The sequence below is a fragment of the Spongiactinospora sp. TRM90649 genome (genome assembly GCF_029382225.1).
Taxonomy (GTDB): Bacteria; Actinomycetota; Actinomycetes; order Streptosporangiales; family Streptosporangiaceae; genus Spongiactinospora.
Genome location: NZ_JARLTC010000006.1, coordinates 334,544 through 357,020, shown reverse-complemented (window position 1 = coordinate 357,020; position 22,477 = coordinate 334,544). Strand labels below are relative to the sequence as shown.

At 71.7% G+C, this 22,477-nt stretch carries 22 protein-coding genes; 8 read left to right on the top strand and 14 right to left on the bottom strand.

Annotated elements, in window-relative coordinates; translation table 11 throughout:
* Positions 1–2 precede the first annotated feature (2 nt).
* Complete coding sequence (locus tag P3X83_RS08960; protein WP_277304418.1) at positions 3–653, bottom strand: cyclase family protein; 651 nt, start codon at positions 651–653, stop codon at positions 3–5.
* Between the two features lie 32 nt (positions 654–685).
* Positions 686–2,284 (bottom strand): cytosine permease, encoded by a 1,599-nt coding sequence (locus P3X83_RS08955; RefSeq protein ID WP_277304417.1) that lies wholly within the window; start codon positions 2,282–2,284, stop codon positions 686–688.
* A 229-nt stretch (positions 2,285–2,513) separates the two neighbouring features.
* Here P3X83_RS08955 and P3X83_RS08950 point away from each other — a divergent pair, with 229 nt between their 5' ends.
* From P3X83_RS08950 to P3X83_RS08940, 3 genes are all read left to right on the top strand, one after another.
* Positions 2,514–4,025 carry a PucR family transcriptional regulator gene (locus P3X83_RS08950; RefSeq protein ID WP_277304416.1) on the top strand — a complete coding sequence of 504 codons (1,512 nt, stop codon included), beginning with the start codon at positions 2,514–2,516 and terminating at the stop codon, positions 4,023–4,025.
* A gap of 79 nt (positions 4,026–4,104) precedes the next feature.
* Positions 4,105–4,872 (top strand): ATP-binding cassette domain-containing protein, encoded by a 768-nt coding sequence (locus P3X83_RS08945; protein ID WP_277304415.1) that lies wholly within the window; start codon positions 4,105–4,107, stop codon positions 4,870–4,872.
* On the top strand, positions 4,869–5,543 hold the full coding sequence (locus P3X83_RS08940; protein ID WP_277304414.1) for a hypothetical protein: 675 nt from the start codon (positions 4,869–4,871) through the stop codon (positions 5,541–5,543). Before P3X83_RS08945 ends, P3X83_RS08940 begins: the two co-directional genes overlap by 4 nt.
* 4 nt (positions 5,544–5,547) lie before the next feature.
* Here P3X83_RS08940 and rlmN read toward each other — a convergent pair whose 3' ends face one another.
* Positions 5,548–6,642, bottom strand: a complete 1,095-nt coding sequence (gene rlmN / locus P3X83_RS08935; protein WP_277304485.1) for a 23S rRNA (adenine(2503)-C(2))-methyltransferase RlmN — start codon at positions 6,640–6,642, stop codon at positions 5,548–5,550.
* 178 nt (positions 6,643–6,820) lie between these two features.
* On the opposite strand from rlmN, the gene P3X83_RS08930 reads away from it, so the two are divergent.
* Positions 6,821–7,897 carry a suppressor of fused domain protein gene (locus P3X83_RS08930; protein WP_277304413.1) on the top strand — a complete coding sequence of 359 codons (1,077 nt, stop codon included), beginning with the start codon at positions 6,821–6,823 and terminating at the stop codon, positions 7,895–7,897.
* Positions 7,898–7,912: 15 nt separating this feature from the next.
* Here P3X83_RS08930 and P3X83_RS08925 read toward each other — a convergent pair whose 3' ends face one another.
* The 6 genes from P3X83_RS08925 to P3X83_RS08900 form a co-directional block, all read right to left on the bottom strand.
* Positions 7,913–8,818: a phosphatidate cytidylyltransferase gene (locus P3X83_RS08925; RefSeq protein WP_277304412.1), complete on the bottom strand. Its 906-nt coding sequence runs from the start codon at positions 8,816–8,818 to the stop codon at positions 7,913–7,915.
* A gap of 87 nt (positions 8,819–8,905) precedes the next feature.
* Complete coding sequence (gene frr, locus P3X83_RS08920; protein WP_277304411.1) at positions 8,906–9,463, bottom strand: ribosome recycling factor; 558 nt, start codon at positions 9,461–9,463, stop codon at positions 8,906–8,908.
* 83 nt (positions 9,464–9,546) lie between these two features.
* Positions 9,547–10,242 (bottom strand): UMP kinase, encoded by a 696-nt coding sequence (gene pyrH / locus P3X83_RS08915; protein WP_277304484.1) that lies wholly within the window; start codon positions 10,240–10,242, stop codon positions 9,547–9,549.
* Positions 10,243–10,357: 115 nt separating this feature from the next.
* Entirely contained in the window at positions 10,358–11,191 is an 834-nt protein-coding gene (gene tsf / locus P3X83_RS08910) for a translation elongation factor Ts (RefSeq protein ID WP_277304410.1), read from the bottom strand.
* A gap of 218 nt (positions 11,192–11,409) precedes the next feature.
* Entirely contained in the window at positions 11,410–12,423 is a 1,014-nt protein-coding gene (gene rpsB, locus P3X83_RS08905) for a 30S ribosomal protein S2 (RefSeq protein ID WP_277304409.1), read from the bottom strand.
* A 201-nt stretch (positions 12,424–12,624) separates the two neighbouring features.
* A complete protein-coding gene (locus tag P3X83_RS08900; RefSeq protein WP_277304408.1) occupies positions 12,625–13,269 on the bottom strand; it encodes a helix-turn-helix domain-containing protein in 645 nt (214 codons plus the stop codon).
* 65 nt (positions 13,270–13,334) lie between these two features.
* Here P3X83_RS08900 and P3X83_RS08895 point away from each other — a divergent pair, with 65 nt between their 5' ends.
* Positions 13,335–14,624: an MFS transporter gene (locus tag P3X83_RS08895; protein WP_277304407.1), complete on the top strand. Its 1,290-nt coding sequence runs from the start codon at positions 13,335–13,337 to the stop codon at positions 14,622–14,624.
* Here the strand turns inward: P3X83_RS08895 and P3X83_RS08890 are convergent.
* The gene (locus P3X83_RS08890) at positions 14,621–15,304 is read right to left on the bottom strand and encodes a response regulator transcription factor (RefSeq protein ID WP_277304406.1); all 684 of its coding nucleotides are present in this window, start codon (positions 15,302–15,304) and stop codon (positions 14,621–14,623) included. The two genes, P3X83_RS08895 and P3X83_RS08890, sit on opposite strands and share 4 nt — an antisense overlap.
* Position 15,305: 1 nt before the next feature.
* Positions 15,306–16,493 carry a HAMP domain-containing sensor histidine kinase gene (locus P3X83_RS08885; protein WP_277304405.1) on the bottom strand — a complete coding sequence of 396 codons (1,188 nt, stop codon included), beginning with the start codon at positions 16,491–16,493 and terminating at the stop codon, positions 15,306–15,308.
* Positions 16,494–16,603: 110 nt separating this feature from the next.
* Between P3X83_RS08885 and P3X83_RS08880 the strand changes: the two genes are divergently transcribed.
* Positions 16,604–18,199: a hypothetical protein gene (locus P3X83_RS08880; protein ID WP_277304403.1), complete on the top strand. Its 1,596-nt coding sequence runs from the start codon at positions 16,604–16,606 to the stop codon at positions 18,197–18,199.
* A gap of 473 nt (positions 18,200–18,672) precedes the next feature.
* On the opposite strand, the gene P3X83_RS08875 is transcribed toward P3X83_RS08880, so the two are convergent.
* The 3 genes from P3X83_RS08875 to P3X83_RS08865 form a co-directional block, all read right to left on the bottom strand.
* On the bottom strand, positions 18,673–18,891 hold the full coding sequence (locus P3X83_RS08875; protein ID WP_277304402.1) for a hypothetical protein: 219 nt from the start codon (positions 18,889–18,891) through the stop codon (positions 18,673–18,675).
* Between the two features lie 124 nt (positions 18,892–19,015).
* Complete coding sequence (locus P3X83_RS08870; protein WP_277304401.1) at positions 19,016–19,618, bottom strand: response regulator transcription factor; 603 nt, start codon at positions 19,616–19,618, stop codon at positions 19,016–19,018.
* Positions 19,619–19,718: 100 nt separating this feature from the next.
* Positions 19,719–20,921, bottom strand: a complete 1,203-nt coding sequence (locus P3X83_RS08865) for a histidine kinase (RefSeq protein ID WP_277304400.1) — start codon at positions 20,919–20,921, stop codon at positions 19,719–19,721.
* Between the two features lie 169 nt (positions 20,922–21,090).
* Here P3X83_RS08865 and P3X83_RS08860 point away from each other — a divergent pair, with 169 nt between their 5' ends.
* Both P3X83_RS08860 and P3X83_RS08855 read left to right on the top strand, forming a co-directional pair.
* A complete protein-coding gene (locus P3X83_RS08860) occupies positions 21,091–21,819 on the top strand; it encodes a hypothetical protein (protein ID WP_277304399.1) in 729 nt (242 codons plus the stop codon).
* Positions 21,812–22,384 carry a hypothetical protein gene (locus P3X83_RS08855; RefSeq protein WP_277304398.1) on the top strand — a complete coding sequence of 191 codons (573 nt, stop codon included), beginning with the start codon at positions 21,812–21,814 and terminating at the stop codon, positions 22,382–22,384. Before P3X83_RS08860 ends, P3X83_RS08855 begins: the two co-directional genes overlap by 8 nt.
* Positions 22,385–22,477 lie beyond the last annotated feature (93 nt).

Below are 22,477 nucleotides of genomic sequence, written 5' to 3'. Positions count from 1 at the left end.
GCTCACAGCCGCGCCACCGCGCGGACCGGGGCCCCGTCGGCCGCGCCCGCCAGCCGCAGCGGGAGCAGCGAGACCTCGAAGGGCCCGTCCGGGCGCTCCGCGAGCACAGTGCCCAGGTTGCGCAGGTTCTCGGCGATGACGGCGTGCGCGCCGCACAGCACCCGGTGCGCGGGCAGGAACTCCCCCTTCTCGTCGGGCGGGGTGGGATCGACGCTGAGGGCGTCGATGGCCACGGTGCGCACGCCCGACCCGACGATGAGACGGGCGGCCTCGGCCGTCAGGTGGGGATGGCTCAGGTAGTGGCCGGTGCCCCAGTAATCCGACCAGCCGGTGGCGATGAGCAGGATGTGCCCCGGCCGCAGCGCCGGGGCCAGCGACTCCGGGCCGATGGCCGCGCCCGGGGGCAGCCCGCGAACGTCGGCCACCGTGGCGGGGCCGAAAAACCGGTCGAGCGGCAGCGCGTCGAGGCCGGGCAGGGAGTCGTCGATGTGGTTGGGGGCGTCCACATGGGTGCCCGACTGCGAGCCCAGGTGCACGCGCAGCACGTTGACGCCGTCGGCGGCGGCCGTCAGCGCCGGTGAGACGGTGACCTCGGGGTCTCCTGGATAGACCGGCATGCCGGTCTCGATCGGCACCGATAGATCGACGATCATGACCGCCCCCCTCTCACGTGCTCACACCCGGCTCACACCCGGGCGGGATGCTCCGCGCCCGTGCCTCCGGGGCCGATGATAGGCGGAACCGGGGTGTCGGCGGCGCGGACCAGACGAGGCCCGCGCGGGCCGAAGACCGCGCGGGGTTCCGGGAACACGGCGAGCAGCAGCAGGTAGAGCACGGCGGCGGTGCCGAGCCCCAGTGGCAGCGAGATGTCCACTCCCCCGGCGAGCCCGCCCAGCGGGCCGACGAACTGGCCGGGGATGTTGGTGAAGGCGATGGCCGGCGCGGCGGAGACCGCCCAGGCGGCGACGCCGCGCCAGTTCCAGCCGTGGGTGAACCAGTAGCGACCGCCGCGCTGGCGGCGGTTGAACACCTGCAGCGCCTCCGGGTCGTACCAGCCGCGCCGGGTGAGGTAACCGAGCGTCATGATCACCATCCACGGCGCGGTGCAGGTGATGATGAGGGTGGCGAAGGTGGAGATGCTCTGGGTGAGGTTCAGCGCGAAGCGGCCGAGGAAGATGAACACGATCGACAGCGCGCCGATCAGCACGGTGGCCTGTACCCGGCTGAACCTGGGGAAGACGCTGGAGAGGTCGAGGCCGGTGCCGTACAGCGAGGTGGTGCCGGTGGACATGCCGCCGATCAGGGCGATCAGGCAGACCGGCAGGAAGTACCACCCCGGCGAGACGGCGAGCAGCCCGCCCACGTAGTTGGGCGCGGCCGGGTCCAGGTACGGCGCGGCCTTCGCGGCGATGATCGAGGCGGTCACCAGCCCGAAGCCGAACGGCAGGATCGTGGCCGCCTGGGCGAGGAAAGCCGCCCCCATGACCCGGTGGCGCGGCGTGGCGGCCGGGATGTACCTGGACCAGTCACCCAGGAACGCGCCGAACGACACCGGGTTGGACAGCACGATGAGCGCCGCGCCGATGAACGACGGCAGGAACAGCGGATCGGCCGTGGAGGCGAACGTGCCCGGGTAGGAGGCGTCGAAGTCACCGGCGAAGGCGAACACGCCGAGCACGAAGAGCAGCGAGGCGGCGGCGACCGCGATCTTGTTGACGAACAGCATGAAGCGGAAGCCGTACACGCACACGATCAGGACGAGCGCGGCGAACACCGCGTAGGCCGCGGCGTGCGAGAACCCGTTCGCCGGCAGTCCGACGAGCCGCGCGGCACCGCCGACCAGGGCGTCGCCGGAGGACCACACCGAGATCGAGAAGAACGCGATGGCCGTGAGGAGCGACAGGAACGACCCGACGACACGGCCGTGGACGCCAAGGTGCGCCGAGGAGGAGACCGCGTTGTTGGTGCCGTTGAGCGGGCCGAAGAGGGCGAGGGGGGCCAGGATCAGCGCGCCGACCAGCAGCCCGGCCACGGTCGCGCCGAGCCCCTGCCAGAAGGACAGGCCGAACAGGATGGGGAACGCGCCCAGCACGCAGGTGGCGAAGGTGTTCGCGCCGCCGAAGGAGACCCGGAAGAGGTCCAGCGGACGGGCTGTGCGGTCGTGGGCGGGGATGCGCTCGACCCCGTACGTCTCGATCTCAGTGATCGGCGGAGGCGCGGTCGCACCCGCTCCCGGCGTCCGAGGATCAGGGGAACCGCCCTCGGCCACAGCCCGTCCGTTCATCCGTCCTCCGGCTCTCTCGGCCGCGGTCTCCCGACCGCGCGGGTGGCATGTGGCCGCGCCGATCGCGCATGATCGGCGCGACCACATGCCCTGAGGGATTTCGGGGGAACTGGGGGTATATGCGTTTCGACCTGCGGAGGGATCAGCTCGTCTCGCACCTGATGACCAGTTTCAACAGCGCGGGGGCCCTGCGCAACTGTCATAGCCACAAAGAGGTACGGTAGGCCCTGTGGCCGAACACAAGGCCCCCACCAGAGTGACACCGAGCGGCAAGCTGACCGTCGAGCAGCTCGTCCAGTTCCCCCAGTTGCAGATGCGCGTGCTGGCGGGCGAATCGGGGCTGTCCCGACTCGTCTCCTGGGCCCACGTCAGCGAGCTGGACGACCCGACCCCGTGGCTGCTCGGCGCGGAGGTCATCATGACCACCGGAATCGCGATTCCGCGCCTGGCCGCCGAACAGCGCGACTACCTGCTGCGCCTCGACGACGCGGGTGTGGCCGCGCTCACGCTGTCCGCGCAGATGTACGCGCCGCCGCTGCACGACGAGTTCTTCGCCGCCGCCGAGGAGCGCTCGCTGCCGGTGCTGGAGGTGCCGAGGGCGGTGCCGTTCATCGCGATCGCGCAGGAGGTCGCGGCGGCGGTCAGAGAAGACTCCGGGCAGCGGATCGGGGCGCAGCTCCAGGTGTTCGACACGCTGCGCTGGATGGCGTCGGAGGATCTCGGCACCGCCACGCTGTTCCGCCGGCTGGAGCGGCTGTCGGGCTACCGGCTTTACCTGTGCACGCCGCACGGCCGCCCACTGCTGCCCGACGTGCCCGTGCCGCCCGATCCCTCGGTGCTGCCGGGCTCCCCCGAGGCGCCGCCGGGCATTCCGGGCGGGTTCGCGCTGCCGGTGCCCTCGCCGGGCGGCTCGGCCGGGTTCCTGGTCGCCCTGGGCGGCGGCGACACCCGCCCGGCGGGGCTCGCCGTGGCCCAGCACATCGCCACCGTGGCGGCGCTGCGGCTGGCCATGGCGCGTCACGAGCACGAGGCGCAGCGCCGCGAAGGGGCGGAGACCCTGGCCGAGATGCTGCAGGACGTGCTCGAACCGGCCGCCGTACGGCGCCGCCTGCGCCGCCTCGGCCTCCCCGCCGACCCCGGCGACGAGCAGGGCCGACTGCGGCTGCTCATCGTCCGTGAGGTGGACGACGACGGCCTTGACCGCGCCCTGATGGAGTGCCCCCACCTGATGCTGCGCCGTCGTGACGACCTATACGTGCTGACCGCCGACACCGCCGCCGCCCACGACGCGGTGGCCGAGCTGCGGGGGGTGGCGGCCGGGGCGAGCAGGCCGTTCGCGCCGGGAACGTCGCTGCGGGTGCCGCAGCGCGAGGCCGTCTGGGCGGTGGCGCGGGCCACCGAGTCCGGGCAGCCGTTCGTGCCGTACGGCGACGACACGGCGGGACGCTGGCTGCCCGACGACCCCTCCGTGCTGGACGCGCTGGTCGAATACGTGCTCGGCGAGGTGCTGCGCTACGACCTGGAGCACGAGACTCGCCTGCTGGACTCCGCGCGCACCTGGATGGAGCGCGATCGCAGGCTCGACGACGCGGCCAGGGCGCTGCACGTCCACCCGAACACGCTCGCCTACCGGCTGCGCCGGTTCGCCGCGCTCACCGGCAGAGACCTGTCGTCCAGCGCCGGATTCGCCGAGGTGTGGCTGGCGCTGCGGGCGGCCCGCCAGATCGGCGTGGTGGACTGAACCCCCTCAATATCGTCAACATGGCGAAAACTGCTTATTGACCGCAGTTCGGGCATCCGGCCAATAGCCTGGGTTGCCTATGCGACTGTCGAGCGTCTCATTCCGCTACGCGCGGCGCGGCCCGTGGATTCTCCGCGACGTGAGCCTGGATCTTCCTCCCGGGCAGGTGCTGGAGGTGGTCGGGCGCAACGGGGCGGGCAAGTCGACCTTCCTGCGGCTGCTCGCCGGGGCGCTGCGCCCCACCAGGGGGGCGGTGGCGGGCCGTCCTCGTCTGGTCGGCTACTCGCCCGAGACCTTCCCCGGCGACCAGCCGTTCACGGTGGCGGGCTACCTGGCCGCGATGGCCAGGATCCGGGGTGTCTCCGGCGCCGGCGACTGGCCCGAACGGCTCGGCCTCACCCCGCTGCTCTCCCGGCCGCTCGGCGAGCTGTCCAAGGGCAGCGCGCACAAGGTCGGCCTGGCCCAGGCCCTGCTCGGCGCGGCGGAGAACCGGCTGCTGATCCTCGACGAGCCGTTCGCCGGGCTGGACACCCGCACCCGCGCCGAGCTGCCGCTGATCGCCGGTGAGATCGCGGCCGACGGCGGGATCGTCGTGGTCAGCGACCACCAGGGCGAACTGCGGGAGGTGGCGGCCCGCCGGATCCTCTCGGTGGCCGACACGACGGTCACGCCCGTGGAGAGCGGCGACGAGGAGCCGCTGTCGGTGGTGGAGGTGGTCACGCTCTCCGCCACCGCCGCCGAACTGGCCGCGCGATTGCGTAAGGAAGGCCACGAAGTGCGTGTCCGCCCCTCGCGGCCCGAGGCCGGGGCGGCGCTCCCGGCGGCCGGACGGGGTGAGGGCGCGTGACGACGGCACTGGTCCGTTTCAAGGTGGCCGCCTACGCCCGCTCCCACCGGCTGCTGCAACCCGTCTTCGCACTGGTGGTCATGCTGGGCATCTTCTACGCGGTGCGCGTGCCGCCGGGCGATGAGCCGTCCGCGTACGCCGACTCGGCCGGGCTGCTGATCGTGGTGTTCGCCTGGGCGGCGCGCGGGCTGCTGGACACCGAGCCCGACGCGCAGCGGATCGTGTCGATGACCTCGGCGGGCGGCCCCGGCCGCGAGGTGGCGGCGGGGCTGGCGGCCTGCCTGGCGGTCAACGGCGGCCTGGCCGCGATCGCCGTGGTCACTCCCCTGCTGATCGCCTTCACCGGCACGCCCGCCGGGGCCGTGCTCGCGCAGGGCGTGGCGCTGCACCTGCTCGGTGTGGCGGTCGGCACCGCGCTGGGCGCGCTGACCAGCAGGCCGATCATGCCCTCGCCCGGGGTGTCGATGCTCGCGCTGTTCGGCGGGTTCCTCGGCCTGCTGCTGCTCAGCATCACCCCGGCCGGGCCGCTGCTCGTGCCGGTCATGCGGTGGATGCGCGCGGCGGCCGACGGCACGCTGAGCGCCGACCTGGCCGGGCTGGCCGCGCCCACGCTGGTGTGGTCGGCCGTCGCGCTCGCGGGTTACTCGCTGCTGCGGCGCACCCGGCCGTAGCGGCTCACTCCTCCGGCGCGGCGGCGGCGAGCTGGCCGCAGGCGCCGTCGATCTCCCGGCCCCGGGTGTCGCGGACGGTCACCGGCACGCCGTGCGCCTCCAGGCGGCGCACGAACGCCCGCTCGTCCTCCGGCCGGGAGGCCGTCCACTTGGAGCCGGGGGTCGGGTTCAGCGGGATCAGGTTGACGTGCGCGAGGCGGTTCTTGACCAGGCGCCCGAGCAGGTCGGCCCGCCACTCCTGGTCGTTGACGTCCTTGATCAGGGCGTACTCGATGGAGACCCGGCGCCCGGTGATCCTGGCGTAGTCCCAGGCCGCGTCGAGCACCTCATCGACCTTCCAGCGGGTGTTGACCGGCACCAGGGTGTCGCGCAGCTCGTCGTCGGGCGCGTGCAGCGACAGCGCGAGGGTGACCGGAAGCCCCTCCGCCGCCAGCTTGCCGATCGCCGGGACCAGGCCAACGGTGGAGACCGTGACGCCGCGCGCGGAGATGCCCAGGCCGTGCGGCGAGGGGTCGGTCATCCGCCGGACCGCGCCGATCACCGCCTTGTAGTTGGCCATCGGCTCGCCCATGCCCATGAACACGATGTTGCTGACCCGGCCCGGCCCGCCGGGCACCTCGCCCGCGGCCAGCGCCCTGGCCCCCGCGACCACCTGCTCGACGATCTCGGCCGTGGACATGTTCCTGGTCAGGCCCGCCTGGCCGGTGGCGCAGAACGGGCAGTTCATCCCGCAGCCCGCCTGCGAGGACACGCAGATCGTGACTCGCTCGGGGTAGCGCATCAGCACCGACTCGACCAGCGCACCGTCGAAGAGCCGCCAGAGCGTCTTTCGGGTGGTGCCGCCGTCGCAGACGATCTCGCGCACCGGCGTGAGCAGGGATGGCAGCAGCGCCTCGGCCAGCCGGTCGCGCGAGGCGGTGGGCAGGTCGGTCATCGCCGCGGCGTCGTGGGTGAGCCGGTCGAAGTAGTGCCGCGAGAGCTGGTCGGCCCGGAACGCCTTCTCGCCCAGCTCGGCCACGGCGTCGCGCCGCTCGGCCATCGACAGGTCGGCCAGGTGACGGGCGGGTTTGGCCCGGCGCGGCGCCGCGAAGGTCAGCAGCGGACGCCCGTCGGCGGACACCTCGTTCGGGCTGGAGGACGTGGATGACGTGGACGGCACCGTCTGGACGCTCTCTTTCGACACTGACTCGCTCGACACTGACTCGCTCCGACAATCGCTCCGACTTTGTCGCGACATCCCGTGGACCGGGGGCGGCGTTGATCTAAAGTGCGGATGTATGGCGACATCCCGTGCGGCCGACCCGGCAGGCGACCACGGCGACGGCCGCCGGCCCGCGGACGGCGCCGAGGTCCTGCTGACCGACGCCAACCCGTACGGCAGCCGCACGCTCGTGGTCGAGCGCGACGAGATCTCCTCAGTAGCTTACCTGTGCGCTCCGACGGGAGAGGTGCACGGAGCCGTCTGGCTGGCCAACCACGGCCCCGCGCCGGCCGACGCCGACCCCGGCAGGCTGGTCGCGGGCCTGCCGCCGGTGATGCCCCGCGCCAACACGCGCCACCCGGAGGGACGCCGCCACCTCGGCACGCTGTCCGTGCTCTGGTTCGAGGAGGGCGACGGCGCCGCGCTGTACGAGGGGAACGAGCTGCTGGCCGTCATCCCCGGCTGGGCCGACATGACACGGGGCATGCCAGGCTACTCCCGCGACGCGATCGGCGAGACCTCGTTCGCGTGGGGGCTCGACGAGGCCATGGAAGGCCTGTCGCCCCGGGTCACCAAGGCCGCCGCCTACTGGCAGTGGCGGACGGCCGACGGCGCGTGGCCGTCCTTCCAGCAGTTCGTGCTCGGCCATCTCGACGTCCGGGTCGGCACGGCGGGCCGCTACTGGGACATCAGCGGCGAGCGCCTGCCCACGGTGGGCATCAGCGAGCGCCCGCCGGAGCGCGACCGCGCGCACACGGTGCTGTCCACGGTGGGGATGAGCTGCCAGCGGATGCCCACGGTCGAGCAGTACATCGACCGGCCGGAGGCGTACGCGCGGGTGGAGCTGGCCCTGGCCACCCGTGGCGACGCCAGGGAGGCCGCCAGGCTGTTCCTGTGGCTGGCGCAGTATCCCTGGCACTCGGTGACCTGGCTGGGGCACGGCCACAGCGCCAAGTGGTACCACGAGCCCGCGACGTTCCCGCTGGGGCCCGGCTACGCGGGGGTCATCATGCGCGCGGACCCGCCCGGCGTGCCGGACATCTCAGGATTCGCCTTTGGCGGCGAGGCGGTGCGCTGGCTGTGGCTGGCCCCGGCCACCGAGGCCGAACTGCGCGGCGAGGCCCGGCTGCCGGACTCCCGCTTCACGGCGTAGCGCCCAGCGGATGATCTAGCGGGCGAACAGTTCGAGCAGCACCCACGCGGGGACGAGCGTCACCACCAGGGAGTCGAGGCGGTCCATCATCCCGCCGTGGCCGGGCAGCAGCGTGCCCAGATCCTTGATCCGCAGATCGCGCTTGATCACGGACTCCACCAGGTCGCCCGCCGTCGCGAAGACCACGAACACCGCGCCGAGCAGCGCGCCCTGCCAGAGCTCGCCGTCCAGCAGCCAGGTGACCAGCCACGCGCCCACGACCACGCAGGTGAGCGCCGAACCGGCGAAGCCCTCCCAGGTCTTCTTCGGACTGATCACCGGGGCCATCCGGTGCCGCCCGAACAGCACCCCGGCCGCGTAGCCGCCGATGTCGCTGGCGACCGTCACCGCGACGAAGATCACCACGCGGTGCGGGCCGTCGGCCGGTTCCAGCAGCAGCCCGACGAAACCTGCGAGGAACGCCGGATACGCCGCGACCAGCACGCTCGCCGAAGCGTCACGGACGTAACCGTCGGTGACATGGCCTCCGGACTCGCCGTCGCCTCGCCGGAACATGCGCCACACGAGCAACGTGAAGAGCGTGACCGCGAAACCGCCGACCAACCCGGCGGGGCCGCCCCAGTACGCGCCCGCGACCATCAGCGCCAGCCCGGCCAGCACCGGGACCAGCGGCACGTGAATGCCCCGCGTGGCGAAGGCCCGCACCAGCTCGGTCACCCCGATACCCACGGCCACGGCGGCGACGACCAGGAACAGCACCTTGAACACGTAGAGCGACCCGATGACCAGCGCACCGAGGCCCAGGCCCACGGCGATCGCGGCCGGGAGGTTCCGGCCGGTGCGGCCGGTCACGCCGTCGGGCCGGTTCTTTCCGTCACCGCCGGCGTCGGGGGGACTGGCGCCGTCGGCGGCAGATTCCACGCACGTCTCACTCTCTCACGCACTTCGCGGCCAGCGCCCCGGGCCGGGCCTCGGCCAGGGCTCTCGATCGGGCGATCGAGCCGCTTGTCAGACTTCGAGCAGCTCGGCTTCCTTGTGCTTGAGCAGCTCGTCGATCTGCGCGACGTGCCGTTGGGTGAGGTCGTCCAGCTCCTTCTCGGCGCGGCGCACCTCGTCCTCCCCGGTCTCGCCGTCCTTGACGAGCTTGTCCAGGGCCTCCTTGGCGTGCCGGCGGATGTTGCGCACCGCGACGCGGGCGTGCTCCGCCTTGGACCTGGCGACCTTGATGTACTCTTTGCGGCGCTCCTCGGACAGCTCCGGGAAGACCACGCGGATGATCTGGCCGTCGTTGCCCGGGTTCACGCCGAGGTCGCTGTCCCGGATCGCCTTCTCGATCGCGGTCATCGCGCCCTTGTCGTAGGGCTGGATGATGACCATGCGGGCCTCGGGCACATGGAACGAGGCCAGTTGCTGGACCGGGGTCGGCGTGCCGTAGTAGTCAGCGTTGATCTTGTTGAACATCGACGGCGCGACCCGGCCGGTGCGGATACCCGCGAAGTCCTCCTTGGCCACGGTCACGGCCTTGTCCATCTTTTCCTCGGCTTCGAGGAGAGTTTCGTCGATCACTGCGGCTCCCTAATTCGCTGCCCACGAGGGGTTGTCCTCCCCGCCCGCGAAGAGAATGGGCCTCCGCGGACCGCGGGCTTGACTTACCTTGCCGGACTCACCAGCGTGCCGATCTTCTCACCGCGGACCGCCCGGAGCACGTTTCCATCGCCCAGCAGGTCGAAGACCACGATGGGCAGGCCGTTGTCCATGCACAGGCTGATCGCGGTGGCGTCCATGACTCCCAGCCCGCGGGTGAGGACCTCGCCGTACTCCAGATGGTCGAAGCGTACGGCATCGGGGTTCTTGCGAGGATCCGAGTCGTAGACGCCGTCGACCTGCGTGCCCTTCAGCAGGGCCTCCGCCCCGATCTCCAGCGCGCGCTGGGCGGCACAGGTGTCGGTGGAGAAGTACGGCGAGCCCAGCCCGGCCCCGAAGATAACTACCCGGCCCTTCTCCAGGTGCCGGATCGCCCTCCTCGGCAGGAACGGCTCGGCGACCTGCTGCATGGTGATGGCCGTCTGGACCCTGGTCTCGACCCCGCGCTTCTCCAGGAAGTCCTGCAGGGCCAGACAGTTGATGACCGTGCCCAGCATGCCCATGTAATCGGCGCGGGCACGGTCCATTCCCTGCTCGGAGAGGGTGGCGCCGCGGAACATGTTGCCGCCGCCGACCACCACCGCCACCTGTACGCCCTCGCGCACCACTTCGGCGATGGAGTCGGCGAGCTGACCGACGACAGCCCCGTCGATGCCCAGCGGCTCCCGCCCGGCGAACGCCTCCCCGGAGAGCTTGAGCATCACTCGCTTCCAGCGCAACGGCGCCGAATGCGATGAAACCGCCGGCGTAGCGGGTTCGGGGTTCTCCTGCACGACGGCGGCCTCCTCGTATGGGCTGTTCAAGCTGCTAGTAAGCCTAAGCCTGTCCCACCTTGTACCGGACAAAGCCCAGGACCTTCACCCCGGCCTCGTCGGCCACCTTGGCGATGCTCTTCTTGTTGTCCTTGACGAACGCCTGCTGGAGCAGGGTGAAGTCGCGGTACCAGCCGTTGATCCGGCCGTCCACGATCTTGGGCAGCGCCGCCTCCGGCTTGCCCTCCTCGCGGGTCATCTGCTCGAAGACCGCGCGCTCCTTCTCGATCACGTCGGCCGGCACGCTGTCCGGGTCGAGGTATTTGGGCGCCATGGCCGCGGTGTGCTGTGCGATGTCCTTGGCGACCTCGGCGTTCGGCTCGTCGAGCTGGACCAGCACACCGACCGCGGGGGGAAGCTGCGGGTCGGTCTTGTGCATGTAGCTGAGGATGAATCCGCCTTCGAGGACGGCGAAGCGGCGGATCTCGATCTTCTCACCGAGCGCCGCGTTGGTCTCGTCGAGCAGCTCCTTGACGGACTTGCCGCCGACCTGGGACTCCAGCAGGGCGGGGACGTCGGCGGGCTTGGCGTCGGCGATGTGCTCGACGACGGTGGCCGCGACCTCCTGGAAGCGCTCGGACTTGGCGACGAAGTCGGTCTCGCAGTTGAGCTCGAGCAGCGCGGCGAGCGAGTCGCCGACGTGCTTGACGGCGATCAGGCCATTGGAGGCGGTGCGGGCCTCGCGCTTGCCGACGTCCTTGGCGCCCTTGATGCGGAGCAGGTCGACGGCCTTGTCGAAGTCGCCGTCGGCCTCCTCAAGGGCCTTCTTGCAGTCCATCATGCCGGAGGCGGTCAGTTCGCGGAGCCGCTTGACGTCCGCCATGTTCACAGAAGCCATTGTTTTCCCTCGTGGGAGTCGTCTGAAGTCTTCGTGGGACCGGGTGGGCGGTCAAGCCCACCCACCCGGGGAGATTCCCGGCGACCCGGCCGGACCGGTGCCGTGGAACCGTGCTGCGGATGGGGCCACGGGACGCTTCGCCTCGCCGCGGGTCTTTGCCGGGGGACACGAGCGGGGGTGACCCCGCTCGCGTGCCCGCGCGACCGTGCGGCGGGGGCTCAGCCCTGCTGCTGCTCGCCCTCGGCGGCGGCCTCAGGAGCCTCGGTGGTCTCCGCGGCCTCGGTGGTCTCCACGGCCGGGGCCTCCGGAGCGGCCTCGGCGGGAGCCTCGTCCTTGGGCTCCTCGTCCTTAGGAGCCTCGTCCTTGGGCTCCTCGTCCTTAGGAGCCTCGTCCTTCGCGGCCTCGGCGGGGGCCTCGTCCTTGGGCGCCTCGTCCTTGGGGGCCTCGCCCTCGGCGCGCTCCAGCAGCTCCCGCTCCCACTCGGCCAGCGGCTCGGCCTGCTCGGCACCGGCGGGCTTCTCGTCGCCGCGCCCGGCGCCGGCGCGCGCCATCAGACCGTCGGCGACGGCGTCGGCGATCACGCGGGTGAGCAGGCTCACCGAGCGGATGGCGTCGTCGTTGCCCGGGATCGGGTAGTCGACCTCGTCGGGGTCACAGTTGGTGTCGAGGATCGCGACGACCGGGATGCCCAGCTTGCGCGCCTCGTTGACGCCGATGTGCTCCTTCTTGGTGTCGACGATCCACACCGCGCTCGGGACCCTGGCCATGTCGCGGATGCCGCCCAGGGTGCGCTCCAGCTTCTCCTTCTCGCGGCGGCGCATCAGGAGCTCCTTCTTCGTGAGCCCGGAACCGGCCACGTTGTCGAAGTCGAGCTCCTCCAGCTCCTTCAGGCGCTGGAGCCGCTTGTGCACGGTGGAGAAGTTGGTGAGCATGCCGCCCAGCCAGCGCTGGTTCACGTAGGGCATGCCGACGCGGGTGGACTGCTCGGCGATGGCCTCCTGGGCCTGCTTCTTGGTGCCGACGAAGAGGATCGTGCCACCGTGGGCGACGGTCTCCTTGACGAAGTCGTAGGCACGGTCGATGAAGGACAGCGACTTCTGCAGGTCGATGATGTAGATGCCGTTGCGCTCCGTGAAGATGAAGCGCTTCATCTTGGGGTTCCAGCGGCGGGTCTGGTGACCGAAGTGAACGCCGCTTTCGAGAAGCTGTCGCATGGTGACGACGGGAGCCATGGTGCCTCCTGGTCGGGGCGCCCATCACTGGGCGCGGTCTCGGTTTCGCGGCAGCCGTACGGCCACCGCCCTGGCGCCCCCGCGCCGTTCCAACCGGACTCGCATCCGGACCGAGAGAACGGCGTCACTGTTGGGCGCGCGTAGTCGGCCTGCGGGCACAGGCCATCGCAAAGTGTACCTGACCACGCCGGGTCAGCCGGTCTAACCGCCGTGCTCCCGTGCCTGTCCCCGCGAGGATTCGTGGTCCTCGGTCGGCAGGCCGTGGGCCGGGCGGTCGGCGCGCGGGAACAGGTTGATCTGCGCCTCGGCGACCCGGGCCCCGGTTGAGACGCCCTCCCGGCCGCGCTCCACGATGCGATAAGGGGCGATCAGCTCCTCGATCCGCCGTCCGAGCGTGCGCAGTTCCTCGGCGTCCAGCAGCAGGATCGACCGCGACCAGACGGCCGCCTCCCGCCACTCGACGGCCTCACGGTCCCGCTGGGAGAGCGCGCGGGTCGCCTCGCCGTCGGCGTCGGCCCGGATCGTGCGGATCAGCAGGTCCTTGGCGGCCCGGACCTCCGGTTCGTCGCCGGGCTCCGGGTTCACCGCCATCCCCCGGTCGCGCGCCTGCCAGAGCCGCTCACGGCCGTCGCCGCGCGGCGGGGCGTCCTCGACGAACCCGTACTTGGCGAGCATCCGCAAGTGGTAGCTGGCGGCGCTGGGCGTCACGCCGACGACCTCCGCCACCTCGGTGGCCGTGGCCGATCCCTCGATCTGGAGCCTGGTGAGGATCGCCAGCCGTGCGGGGTGGGCCAGGGCGCGCATGGCCTTGGGATCGCTCAGCGGCGTCGGCCTGTCCCGGTTCATGTGCAAACCGTACCCGCAACCGTGAAGCATTGCCTTCACAGTTCCGAAGGATTACCTTCACAACTATGAAGGGTTTGTTTCATAAATCACTTAAGGGTCCCGGCGAGGGCCCCGGGTTACCGCCCGGACCGGTCGTACCGCTGCGCCGTCAGCGGGACTACCGCCTCTACTGGACGGCCCGCACCATCTCGCTCAGCGGCTCGGAGGTCTCCCGGCTGGCGATCCCCCTCACCGCCGCCACGCTCCTCGGCGCCTCCCCCATGGAGATGGGCCTGCTCGGCGCCGCCGCCACGCTGCCGCACCTGCTCGTGGGCCTGCCCGCCGGAGTGATCGCGGACCGGCTCCCCCGCCGACGCCCCCTGATGATCGCCTGCGAGCTGGTCGCCGCGGCGGCCGCGGCGGCCGTACCGCTCATCTGGTACCTCGGCGCGCTGACGATCCCCTACCTGCTCGCAGTGGCCTTCGTGGTCGGCTGCTGCACGGTGCTCTTCCGGGCGGCGGACTTCCCCTACCTGCTCGCCGTCGTACCGGCCGAGCAGCGCACGGAAGCGTTCGCGGGCTCCCAGGCCGCCCAGTCGGTGGCCTCCGTCGGCGGGCCGGGGCTGGCGGGCGTGCTGGTCCAGGCGCTGACGGCGCCGCTGGCCGTGCTGGCGGAGGCCGTGTCGTTCCTGATCTCCGCGCTGCTGCTGCGCTCGGTCAGGACCACCGAGGCGCACGCCCCCGCCGCCACCCGGGGGATGTGGCGCGACATCTGGGACGGCCTGCACCTGAGCGTCGCCAACCCCACCCTGCGGGCGCTCCTCGGCGCGGGCGCCACCCACAACTTCTTCGCCAGCGCCTACATAGCGATCTACCTGCTCTACACGCTGCACGAACTCGACCTGCCGCCCGGCCTGATCGGAGCCCTCACCGCCTGCTTCGGGATCGGCGGCATCCTCGGCGCGGCGGCCGTCCCACGGCTGACGAGACGGTTCGGCGACGAACGGATCCTGCTCGGCTCGGTGCTGCTCTTCCCGGCGGACTACGTGATCGTCGCCCTCGCCGGCGGGCCGCTCGCGGTCAAGGCCGCCGTGCTCGGCGCGGCGGCGCTGGGCGTAGGGGCTTTGATCGTCGCCTTCGCCACCTGTATGAACACGGTGACCGTGCGAGAGATCAAGACGGAGTACCTGGGGCGGGTGAAGGCGACCACGGCGTTCGCCGTACAAGGCGTGCTGACGCTGGGCGGGCTGGCGGGCGGCGCACTCGGCGAGATCCTCGGCCTGCGCCCGGTCATCTGGGTGTGCGCGGCGGGCGCGCTGCTCTCCATCCCGTGGATCTGGCTCTCACCGCTGCGTCGCGGGCGCTCCCGTGGCTAGCCGGTCTCGTCGGACGGGTCCGGATCGGTGATGCGATAGCCCACGCCCGGGGAGGTGATGATGACGGGAGGACCGCCCAGTTTGCGGCGCAGGCGTCCGATGGTGACGGTGACGGTGTTGGTGAACGGGTCCGCGTTCTCGTCCCAGACCTGTTCGAGGAGATCCTCGGCGCTGAGGAACGCCGGGCGGGCCCGCAACAGGGCCTCCAGCAGCGCGAACTCCTTGACCGACAGGTCGAGACGCCTGCCGTCACGGGTCGCCGTGCGGCGCGCCGGGTCCAGCTCGATCCCCGCCGCGCGCAGGGTGCGCGCCCGCGCGAACGGCCTCCGGCGGGCCAGGGCCCGCACGCGCAGCACCAGCTCCGGGAAGTGGAACGGCTTGGCCAGGTAGTCGTCGGCGCCCAGCGTCAGCCCGCTGACCCGATCCCCTGGAGACCCGGCCGCGGTGAGCATCAGCACCATGGGGCGCTCCTCCCGCTCGGTGATCGACTGACAGAGGGTGTCACCATGAATGCCCGGCAGGTCACGGTCGAGGAGCACCACGTCGTAGTCGTTGAGGTCGAGCTTGACGGCGGCCGTCAGCCCGTCGTGGGCCACGTCCACCGCCATCCCCTGATCCCGCAGCCCCTCCCCCAGCACCTCGGCCAGCGCGACCGCGTCCTCCACGATCAGAATGCGCATCTCACGCCCCTTCCGGCGGGGCGGCCACCGGTAGTGAGACGGTGACGCGCAGGCCGCCCTCCGGCCTAGCCAGCAGGTCCAGGCGTCCGCCGTGTGACTCGGCGATCGCGGCGACGATCGAGAGGCCCAGGCCGGAGCCGGTCCCCGAGCCGGTGCGGTCGGGCGTCAGCCGCTGGAAGGGCCTGCCCAGCCGGGCGACGTGCTCGGGGTCGAGAGGCGGGCCTCCCGACTCCACGACGAACCGCGCCGTCGTGCCGTCCGTCCGGGCGGCGACCCGGATCCAGCCGCCGTCGCGGTTGTGCACGACGGCGTTGCCGATCACGTTGTCGGCCATGCGGGACAGCAGCGTCGGGCTGCCCAGCGTCCAGGCCGCCGCGCCCTGCGGGCCATCGTCGTGGAGGGTCAGGTTCCTCGCGGCGATGGCGTCGGCGTGCGCGGCGACGGTCCGCGACAGCAGGTCCGCCAGCGAGACCGGGACGAGCTCGCCGAGCCCCGCGTGCCGCGGGCCGTGCTGCGCGCGGGCGAGGACGAGCAGGCCGTCCAAGAGCCGATCGACCCGGTCGAGCTCCACCCGCAGCCGCCCCGCCAGCGCGACGGTCGCGGGCGGCGCGGGCTCCGGTTTGGCCAGCGCCACGTCCACCGACGCCCGCATGGTGGCCAGCGGCGTGCGGAGCTCGTGTGAGGCGTTGGCGACGAACCCGCGCTGGGCGGCGAAGGCCCCCTCCAAGCGTTCCAGCAGGTCGTCAATGGTGTCGGCGAGGTTCTTCACCTCGTCGGCGGGCCCCCGTACGGTCAGCCGTTCGTGCAGGTTCTCGGCGGAGATCCGCCGCGTCGCCGCCGTGATCGTCCGCACCGGCCGCAGCACTCGCCCCGCGACGGCGTTGCCCAGCAGCACCGAGAGTCCCGCCATCACCGCCAGCGCGATCAGCGACCCCGCCACCAGCTCACGCGCCTGCGTCGACCGCGTCTCCGACAGCTCCGCCTGCAGCGCGTGGATCTGCCGCTGCGCCGCCGCCAGTCCCGCGTCTACCGCGACCGGCGGGACCTGCCCCGGCGCGGTCTCGCTGACGGTCACGCTCGTCAGCACGTTGGTGAGTACCAGCAGGACCACGGCGGAACCGAGGAACAGCGCGGCGTACAGGACTGTGAAACGCGACCGCGCCGTCCACCCCCGCAGAAGACCGCCCATGCTTCCCCCTTCCGGTAGCCCCCGCTCCCGCAGAATGCCCTGTCCGATCTAACAGCGAGATGACAGTGGTAGTTCGGCGGTTGTTATGGGCAAATGCGTAGAACCGCCGCATGAAGGCAACCGTATTCCCACGTCACGAGTGGGCGAGGTTCCGCAGCCGCGGACGGCTGATCGCCTTGGCCGTCGCGGTGCCGCTCATCATCCTGTTCGAGGTGCTGCCGGGGCTCACCTCGTGGAACTCGTGCAGCGAGGGCCCGGTCGAGGTGCCGTGCCCCACCGAGCCCAGGGGACCCGACGGGCGCGAGATCAGCGACAAGTTCTACTTCGTGCACCGGCCGCTGGGACGGAACGGCTCCATCACCGTGCGCCTGACCTCGCTGACCGGCATCATCACCTACCCCCCACCCGACCACGACAAGCTCGTCCCCGGAGTGGTGCCCTGGGCCAAGGGCGGCGTCATCATCAAGGACGGCACCCGCCAGGGATCCTCCTACGCCGCGCTAATGGTCACCGGCGACCACGGCGTCCGGATGCAGTACGACTACGTCCACGACACGGCGGGCCGGAGCGGCGGCGTCTCCGCCCGATCACCGCGCTGGCTGCGCCTGACCCGCTCGGGCGACACCATCACCGGCCACGAGTCGCCCGACGGCACGCGATGGACGCAAGTCGGAGCCGCGCGCCTTCCCGGACTGCCGCCGACCGCCCTGATCGGCATGTTCGCCGCCTCCCCCGGCGACCTGACCCTGCGACGGACGGGTCTCGGCGCGAGACTGCCGGAATCGCGCTTCACCCAGGCCACCGCCGTCTTCGACTCGGTCCGGGTGGAGGGAGCGCCGGTCGCCGGGTGGAGCGGCGGCCCGGTAGGCAAGCTGGGTGAGACGGACTGGGAGAAGTACCACCGGGCCCCCGGCCTCGTCGAGTCCGGCGGCACCTTCACGATCTCCGGCAGCGGCGACATCGGCCCGATCCCCGAAGGAGGCAGCCCGGAAAGCCGCTTCCTCCTCGGCCTCCCCCTCGCATTGATCATCATCATCACAACCGCCACCCGCTTCGCCACCACACCCGCCCGCCGAAACTCGGCGGCCCGACCGCTGCCAGCGAGAGAGGCGAAGGACGGCCCCACACCCGCTGACCAACCCGCGATGTCGCGACCGCAACCGCCGGCGGCGGCGGCGAGGGAAGTGGGCGGCGGGCTCGTGGGCGATGGCGGGTCCCTGGTGAGGCGGTCGCTGGTGGTGGGTGTCGCCGCCGGGCTCGTGGGGCTGGTCTCCGCCGCGGTCGCCCTTCCGGTCGGCGTGGCGCTCGCGCCCTCCGGCGGTAGCGGGTTCTCTGTCATCGACGCGGGTGTGGTCGTGGGCGTCGCCGTACTGACCGGCGTCGCCGCCGTCCTCGCATTCGCGTTCGCCGCCCTCGTACGGCGGCCCGTGGTCGCGCCCCTGTCCGTGACGGCCCTGCTGGTCCTCCCCTACGTCGTGAGCGTCGTGCCGTTGCTACCGGACGAGGTGACCCGCTGGCTGCTGCGCGTCACCCCCGCCGCCGCGTTCGCCGTCCAGCAGACGGCGACGGAGTACCCCCAGGCCGTGGCCTACTATGCACCCATGAACGGGTACTTCCCGCTGCCCGGATGGGCGGGGCTGGCCGTGCTCTGCGCCTACGCGGCCGTGGTGCTCACCCTCGCCGCCTCCCGCCACCGCACCAGCTAGACCATCCACAGGCCCCGGCCATGGACAGCGGCGGATTATCCACAGAATCCGGTTCGGCCGGCGAGCACCGGCCGCTGCCCCGGCACGCTGAGCGGATGCTCACCATCCCACCAGCGCCGGCACGCGCCCGTTTCACCGCGTTAACCACGTTCGCCGCTCTCGCCATCTTCCTACCGGTGTCATCGCCGGGCGGACTCGCCGCTCTCGCCGCCCTCCTGCCGACGTCATCGCCCACCAGTCCCGCCGTCCCGACCGCCCGACTGCCGGCACCATCGCCCGGCAAGCTCACCCTCCCCACCGTGCCCGGGCAAGCGCCACCACCCGGCGGGGGCACCGTCCCCACCGACCGCCACTCGCAGTGGCAGATGCGGTGGCACTGGCGGTGGCAGTGGCCGGTCGGCGGGCGGCCGCAACTCATCCGCCACTTCGCGCCGCCCGCCGAACCATGGCTCGCCGGGCACCGGGGCGTCGATCTACGCGCCGATCCCGGCGAGACCATCCGATCCCCCGGCACCGGCGTCGTCGGGTTCGCCGGGCCGGTCGGCGGGCGAGGCGTCGTCACGGTCACCCACGAGGGTGGGCTGCGCACCACCTACCTCCCCGTCAAGGCTTCGGTGCGCCGGGGGCAGGCCGTCGCCGCCGGAGATCCGCTCGGGGTCGTCGAGACCACCGCCCCCGGCCGCCCCGGCCACTGCCCGGTCTCCTGCCTGCACTGGGGCCTGCGCAGGGGCAGCGCCTACCTCGATCCGCTGCTGCTCCTCGGCGGCGTCCCGATCAGGCTGCTCCCCTTGTGGCCGTCCCCGCCGTCCAGCGTGATCAGATCCAGCCTTCTTCCCAGGCGCGGTGCGCGGCGGCGTGGCGGGAGGCCACGCCCAGCTTGGTCATGGCCGCCGACAGATAGTTGCGCACGGTCCCCGGGGCGAGATGCACCTGGTCGGCGATCTCGTTGATCGACGCCCCGGTGCGCGAGGCGCGCAGGACCTCAAGCTCGCGTTCGGTCAGCGGGCAGTCGTCCTCGCTCAGCGCCGACGCCGCGATGTGCGGATCGACATAGCGCCGGCCCGCGGCCACGTCACGGATGATCTCGGCGAGCTTGGCCGCCGGGGTGGTCTTCGGCACGAACCCCTGCACCCCGGCCGCCAGCGCGCGGCGCAGCACACCCGGACGAGCATGCCTGGTGACCAGGATGATCCGGGTGGGCAGCTCCGCTCGGATCTCCTCGGCGGCGCGCAGCCCGTCGGCGGGAGGCATCTCCAGATCGAGAACGGCGATGTCGGGGCGGTGCTCCCTGGCCAGCCGCACGGCATCGGCCGACGTCGACGCCTGCGCCGCGACGTCGAGGTCCGGCTCCAGTTCCAGCAGGGCCGCCAGCGCGCTCCTGAGCATGTCCTCGTCGTCGGCGATCAAGAGCCGGATCATCGGGCCTCCGCCGCCATCAGCTCCCGGAACGCGCCCGTTTCACTACGGACCACGCTCCCGACCAGCACGCCCATGCCGTCCCTTCCGCACACGATCCGGCTCACCCGGCCACGCCCGCCGCGACCTCGACCGGGAGCGTCGCGACCACCTCGAACCGATCACCTTCACGCGCCCACGTCAACGAGCCACCGGCGGCCTGGAGACGCTCGGCCAGGGCGGCCAGGCCGGTGCCCGTGTCGCCGCGCGGCGGGTCCGAGACGCCGTCGTTGGCCACTCGGAGGCGGGCCAGGCCGTCCGACACCTGGTAGGCGGCCTCGGCGTGCCGTGCCCGGCTGTGCCGCAGCACGTTCGTGGTCGTCTCCCGCATGACCAGCCCCAGCAGGTGGCGCCCGGCCGAGGACAGCTCCGCCGCGTCAGGGTCAGCGGCCATCCGGGCGTCGATGCCCGCCGCCGTCAGCACCTTGGCCGCGTTGGCGATCTCCGCCTCCAGCGTCGTACGACGGTAGCCCTGCACGACGGCGCGCGTGTCGCTGAGCGCGTCGGTGGACAACCGCTGCACCTCCCGCATCTCCGCCTCCGCCCTGGCGGGGTCGGCCTGGACGAGCCTCGCGGCCAGTTCCGCCTTGAGCGCGATCACCTGCAGGTGGTGACCCTGGATGTCGTGCAGGTCGGCGGCGAAGCGCAGCCGTTCGTCCTTGACCGCGACCTCGGCGGCCAGTTCCCTGGCCTGGTCCAGCCGCTCGGCGACGTCCCAGGCCCAGAGCATGCCCAGCGTGGCCCAGGCGGCGACGGCCACCATCCCGGCCGGGAACGCGGCGGCGAAAAGCCACGATTCACCGGCGAGCAGCCCCGCCCCGGCGCCGATCACCGCGGCGGCGACCACGCCCGAGGCGATCAGGATCCGCCGCCTGCCTGGTGCCAGGAAGACGGCGATGATCGAGAGCATCGTCGCGGGCGCGAGCGACCACAGCTCATGGTCACCCATCACCAGCGAGATCACGCCGAGCACGACCGCGGACAGACTCCCGGCCACCAGCCATCGCACCGTGGCGGGCCCGAGGTGAGCGGGATGCGCCCGGGCCGCCCGGAGCACCCGCAGGCTGAACAAGACCACGGCGGCCACGGTCAACACGACCAGCGCCACGATGGCGACGCCCTTGGGCCACCCCACGACGTCCGGGCTCCGCACCCACCGCCTGGAGTAGAGCAGCAGAAAGACGGCCATGCTCGCCGTCAGGCTCCACCACGTGTACCAACGGAAGTTCCGCAGTCCCGTCGAACGCCCGCCCGCCCCGTCACGCACGCGGTCATTGTGCCAGCGTCCACCCGGATCCAGCCAAGTTACATACGTCACGAGATCGCATGACACCCCCACGCCCCCAGGTGCGGTTACGGCACTACAAGCCACCCCTCCCCGCCACCAATCTGGACCTAGGCCAAACACCCGGCCTCACACCAGATCGGAGCCCCCCATGACCACACCCCACACCACCGCCCCCCAAACGGCCGGACCGGACACCACCACATCGGAGACCACCGGCCCCAACACCACCGGAATCCGCGCCGCCGGCGCCGACACCACGACACGCGAAGCCACCACCCATAGCACCAGCGGTGACCACACCACCGGACTCCGCGGGGCCAGGCGCCACGCCACCGGACTCAGCATCGCCACACCCGGCAACGCCGGGGTTCGCGCAGCTAGGGCCGAGGTCGCTGAACCCGGCGCGGCCGAAACCGGACCCCAGACCGATGCGTCGGAGGTGATCCGGACACGGTCCTCCAAGGGCGCTCACGAAGGCCGTGGACACGCTTGGTGGCACTTTCTCCGCCACTACCTGGAGATGATCGCCGCGATGTTCGTCGGGATGGCGATCCTCGGTGGCGCGACGCGCGGGGTGCTCGCGCTGATGGGGCTGGAGTTCCCGTCACACCTCACGGAACTCGCCACCCTCGAAATGGCCTTCGACATGTCCGTCGGCATGATCGTCTGGATGCGCTTCCGGGGGCACGGCTGGGCGAGCACGCTGGAGATGTCCGCAGCCATGTTCGCCCCGGCCATCGCCCTGTTCCCGCTGCTGTGGCTGGACATGATCTCGGCCGACGACCTGATGCTCCTCGAACACCTGGCGATGCTGCCGCTGATGTTCCTGCTCATGCTGCGCCGCCGCGCCGAGTACGGCGGTGCCTCCCATGCCTGAGACGACCTCATCCTCGCCCCGCCGTCTGCTCCCGGTCCTGCTCCGGCGCTGGCCGTCCGCGACCGCGGCGGTTGTCGCGGCCCTCTCATGGGGTGCCAACGACTCCCCCGATGGCGCGCGGTCCATGGCAGAGCTGCTGCTCCTGCTTCCGTTGCTCTACCTGGTGGTCACCCGGCTACGACGGCGAGCGTCCTCCTGGCCGGTGCTCTTCGTCCTGTTCGGATCACTCTTAACGCTACGTGTCTTGGACGTGATCGAGCCGTCCGCCGTCCTCGCCGGGGTGGCGCTCCTCGTGCTGATCTGGGGCGCCCTGGACATCGAACTACTCAAAGAGGGCGAGTTCGGCATCCAGGCCCTGGGCATGATCCTCTTCGGCGCCTTCGCCCTGGCCGGCCTAATCATGAATCCGGTCCTCGGTCAATACGCGGTCGCCGCAGGCTTCTTCCTGCACGGCATCTGGGACTTCTTCTACCTGAAGCACGACAAGGTGGTCTCCCGTTCATACGCGGAATGGTGCGGCGTCTTCGACATCCTGATCGCCGTCCAACTCCTCATCACGCTGTGACCGCCCCACGCGCCGCCGGACCGGGCCGCCCTCCCGGTCTCCGGCGGCGCGCCCATGCGTCCAAGCCAGAGTCCACGTCTTCCCGACCCGCCC

Excerpts from the sequence above, each read along its gene's own strand:
- P3X83_RS08880 (WP_277304403.1), top strand. The coding sequence starts at position 16,604 with ATGAAGGCAACCGTATTCCCACGTCACGAGTGGGCGAGGTTCCGCAGC.
- P3X83_RS08860 (WP_277304399.1), top strand. The coding sequence starts at position 21,091 with ATGACCACACCCCACACCACCGCCCCCCAAACGGCCGGACCGGACACC.
- P3X83_RS08930 (WP_277304413.1), top strand. The coding sequence starts at position 6,821 with ATGGCGACATCCCGTGCGGCCGACCCGGCAGGCGACCACGGCGACGGC.
- tsf (WP_277304410.1), bottom strand. The coding sequence starts at position 11,191 with ATGGCTTCTGTGAACATGGCGGACGTCAAGCGGCTCCGCGAACTGACC.
- P3X83_RS08900 (WP_277304408.1), bottom strand. The coding sequence starts at position 13,269 with ATGAACCGGGACAGGCCGACGCCGCTGAGCGATCCCAAGGCCATGCGC.
- P3X83_RS08855 (WP_277304398.1), top strand. The coding sequence starts at position 21,812 with ATGCCTGAGACGACCTCATCCTCGCCCCGCCGTCTGCTCCCGGTCCTG.
- P3X83_RS08945 (WP_277304415.1), top strand. The coding sequence starts at position 4,105 with ATGCGACTGTCGAGCGTCTCATTCCGCTACGCGCGGCGCGGCCCGTGG.
- P3X83_RS08890 (WP_277304406.1), bottom strand. The coding sequence starts at position 15,304 with ATGCGCATTCTGATCGTGGAGGACGCGGTCGCGCTGGCCGAGGTGCTG.
- P3X83_RS08960 (WP_277304418.1), bottom strand. The coding sequence starts at position 653 with ATGATCGTCGATCTATCGGTGCCGATCGAGACCGGCATGCCGGTCTAT.
- P3X83_RS08885 (WP_277304405.1), bottom strand. The coding sequence starts at position 16,493 with ATGGGCGGTCTTCTGCGGGGGTGGACGGCGCGGTCGCGTTTCACAGTC.
- pyrH (WP_277304484.1), bottom strand. The coding sequence starts at position 10,242 with ATGCTCAAGCTCTCCGGGGAGGCGTTCGCCGGGCGGGAGCCGCTGGGC.
- P3X83_RS08955 (WP_277304417.1), bottom strand. The coding sequence starts at position 2,284 with ATGAACGGACGGGCTGTGGCCGAGGGCGGTTCCCCTGATCCTCGGACG.
- rpsB (WP_277304409.1), bottom strand. The coding sequence starts at position 12,423 with ATGGCTCCCGTCGTCACCATGCGACAGCTTCTCGAAAGCGGCGTTCAC.
- P3X83_RS08895 (WP_277304407.1), top strand. The coding sequence starts at position 13,335 with ATGAAGGGTTTGTTTCATAAATCACTTAAGGGTCCCGGCGAGGGCCCC.
- P3X83_RS08870 (WP_277304401.1), bottom strand. The coding sequence starts at position 19,618 with ATGATCCGGCTCTTGATCGCCGACGACGAGGACATGCTCAGGAGCGCG.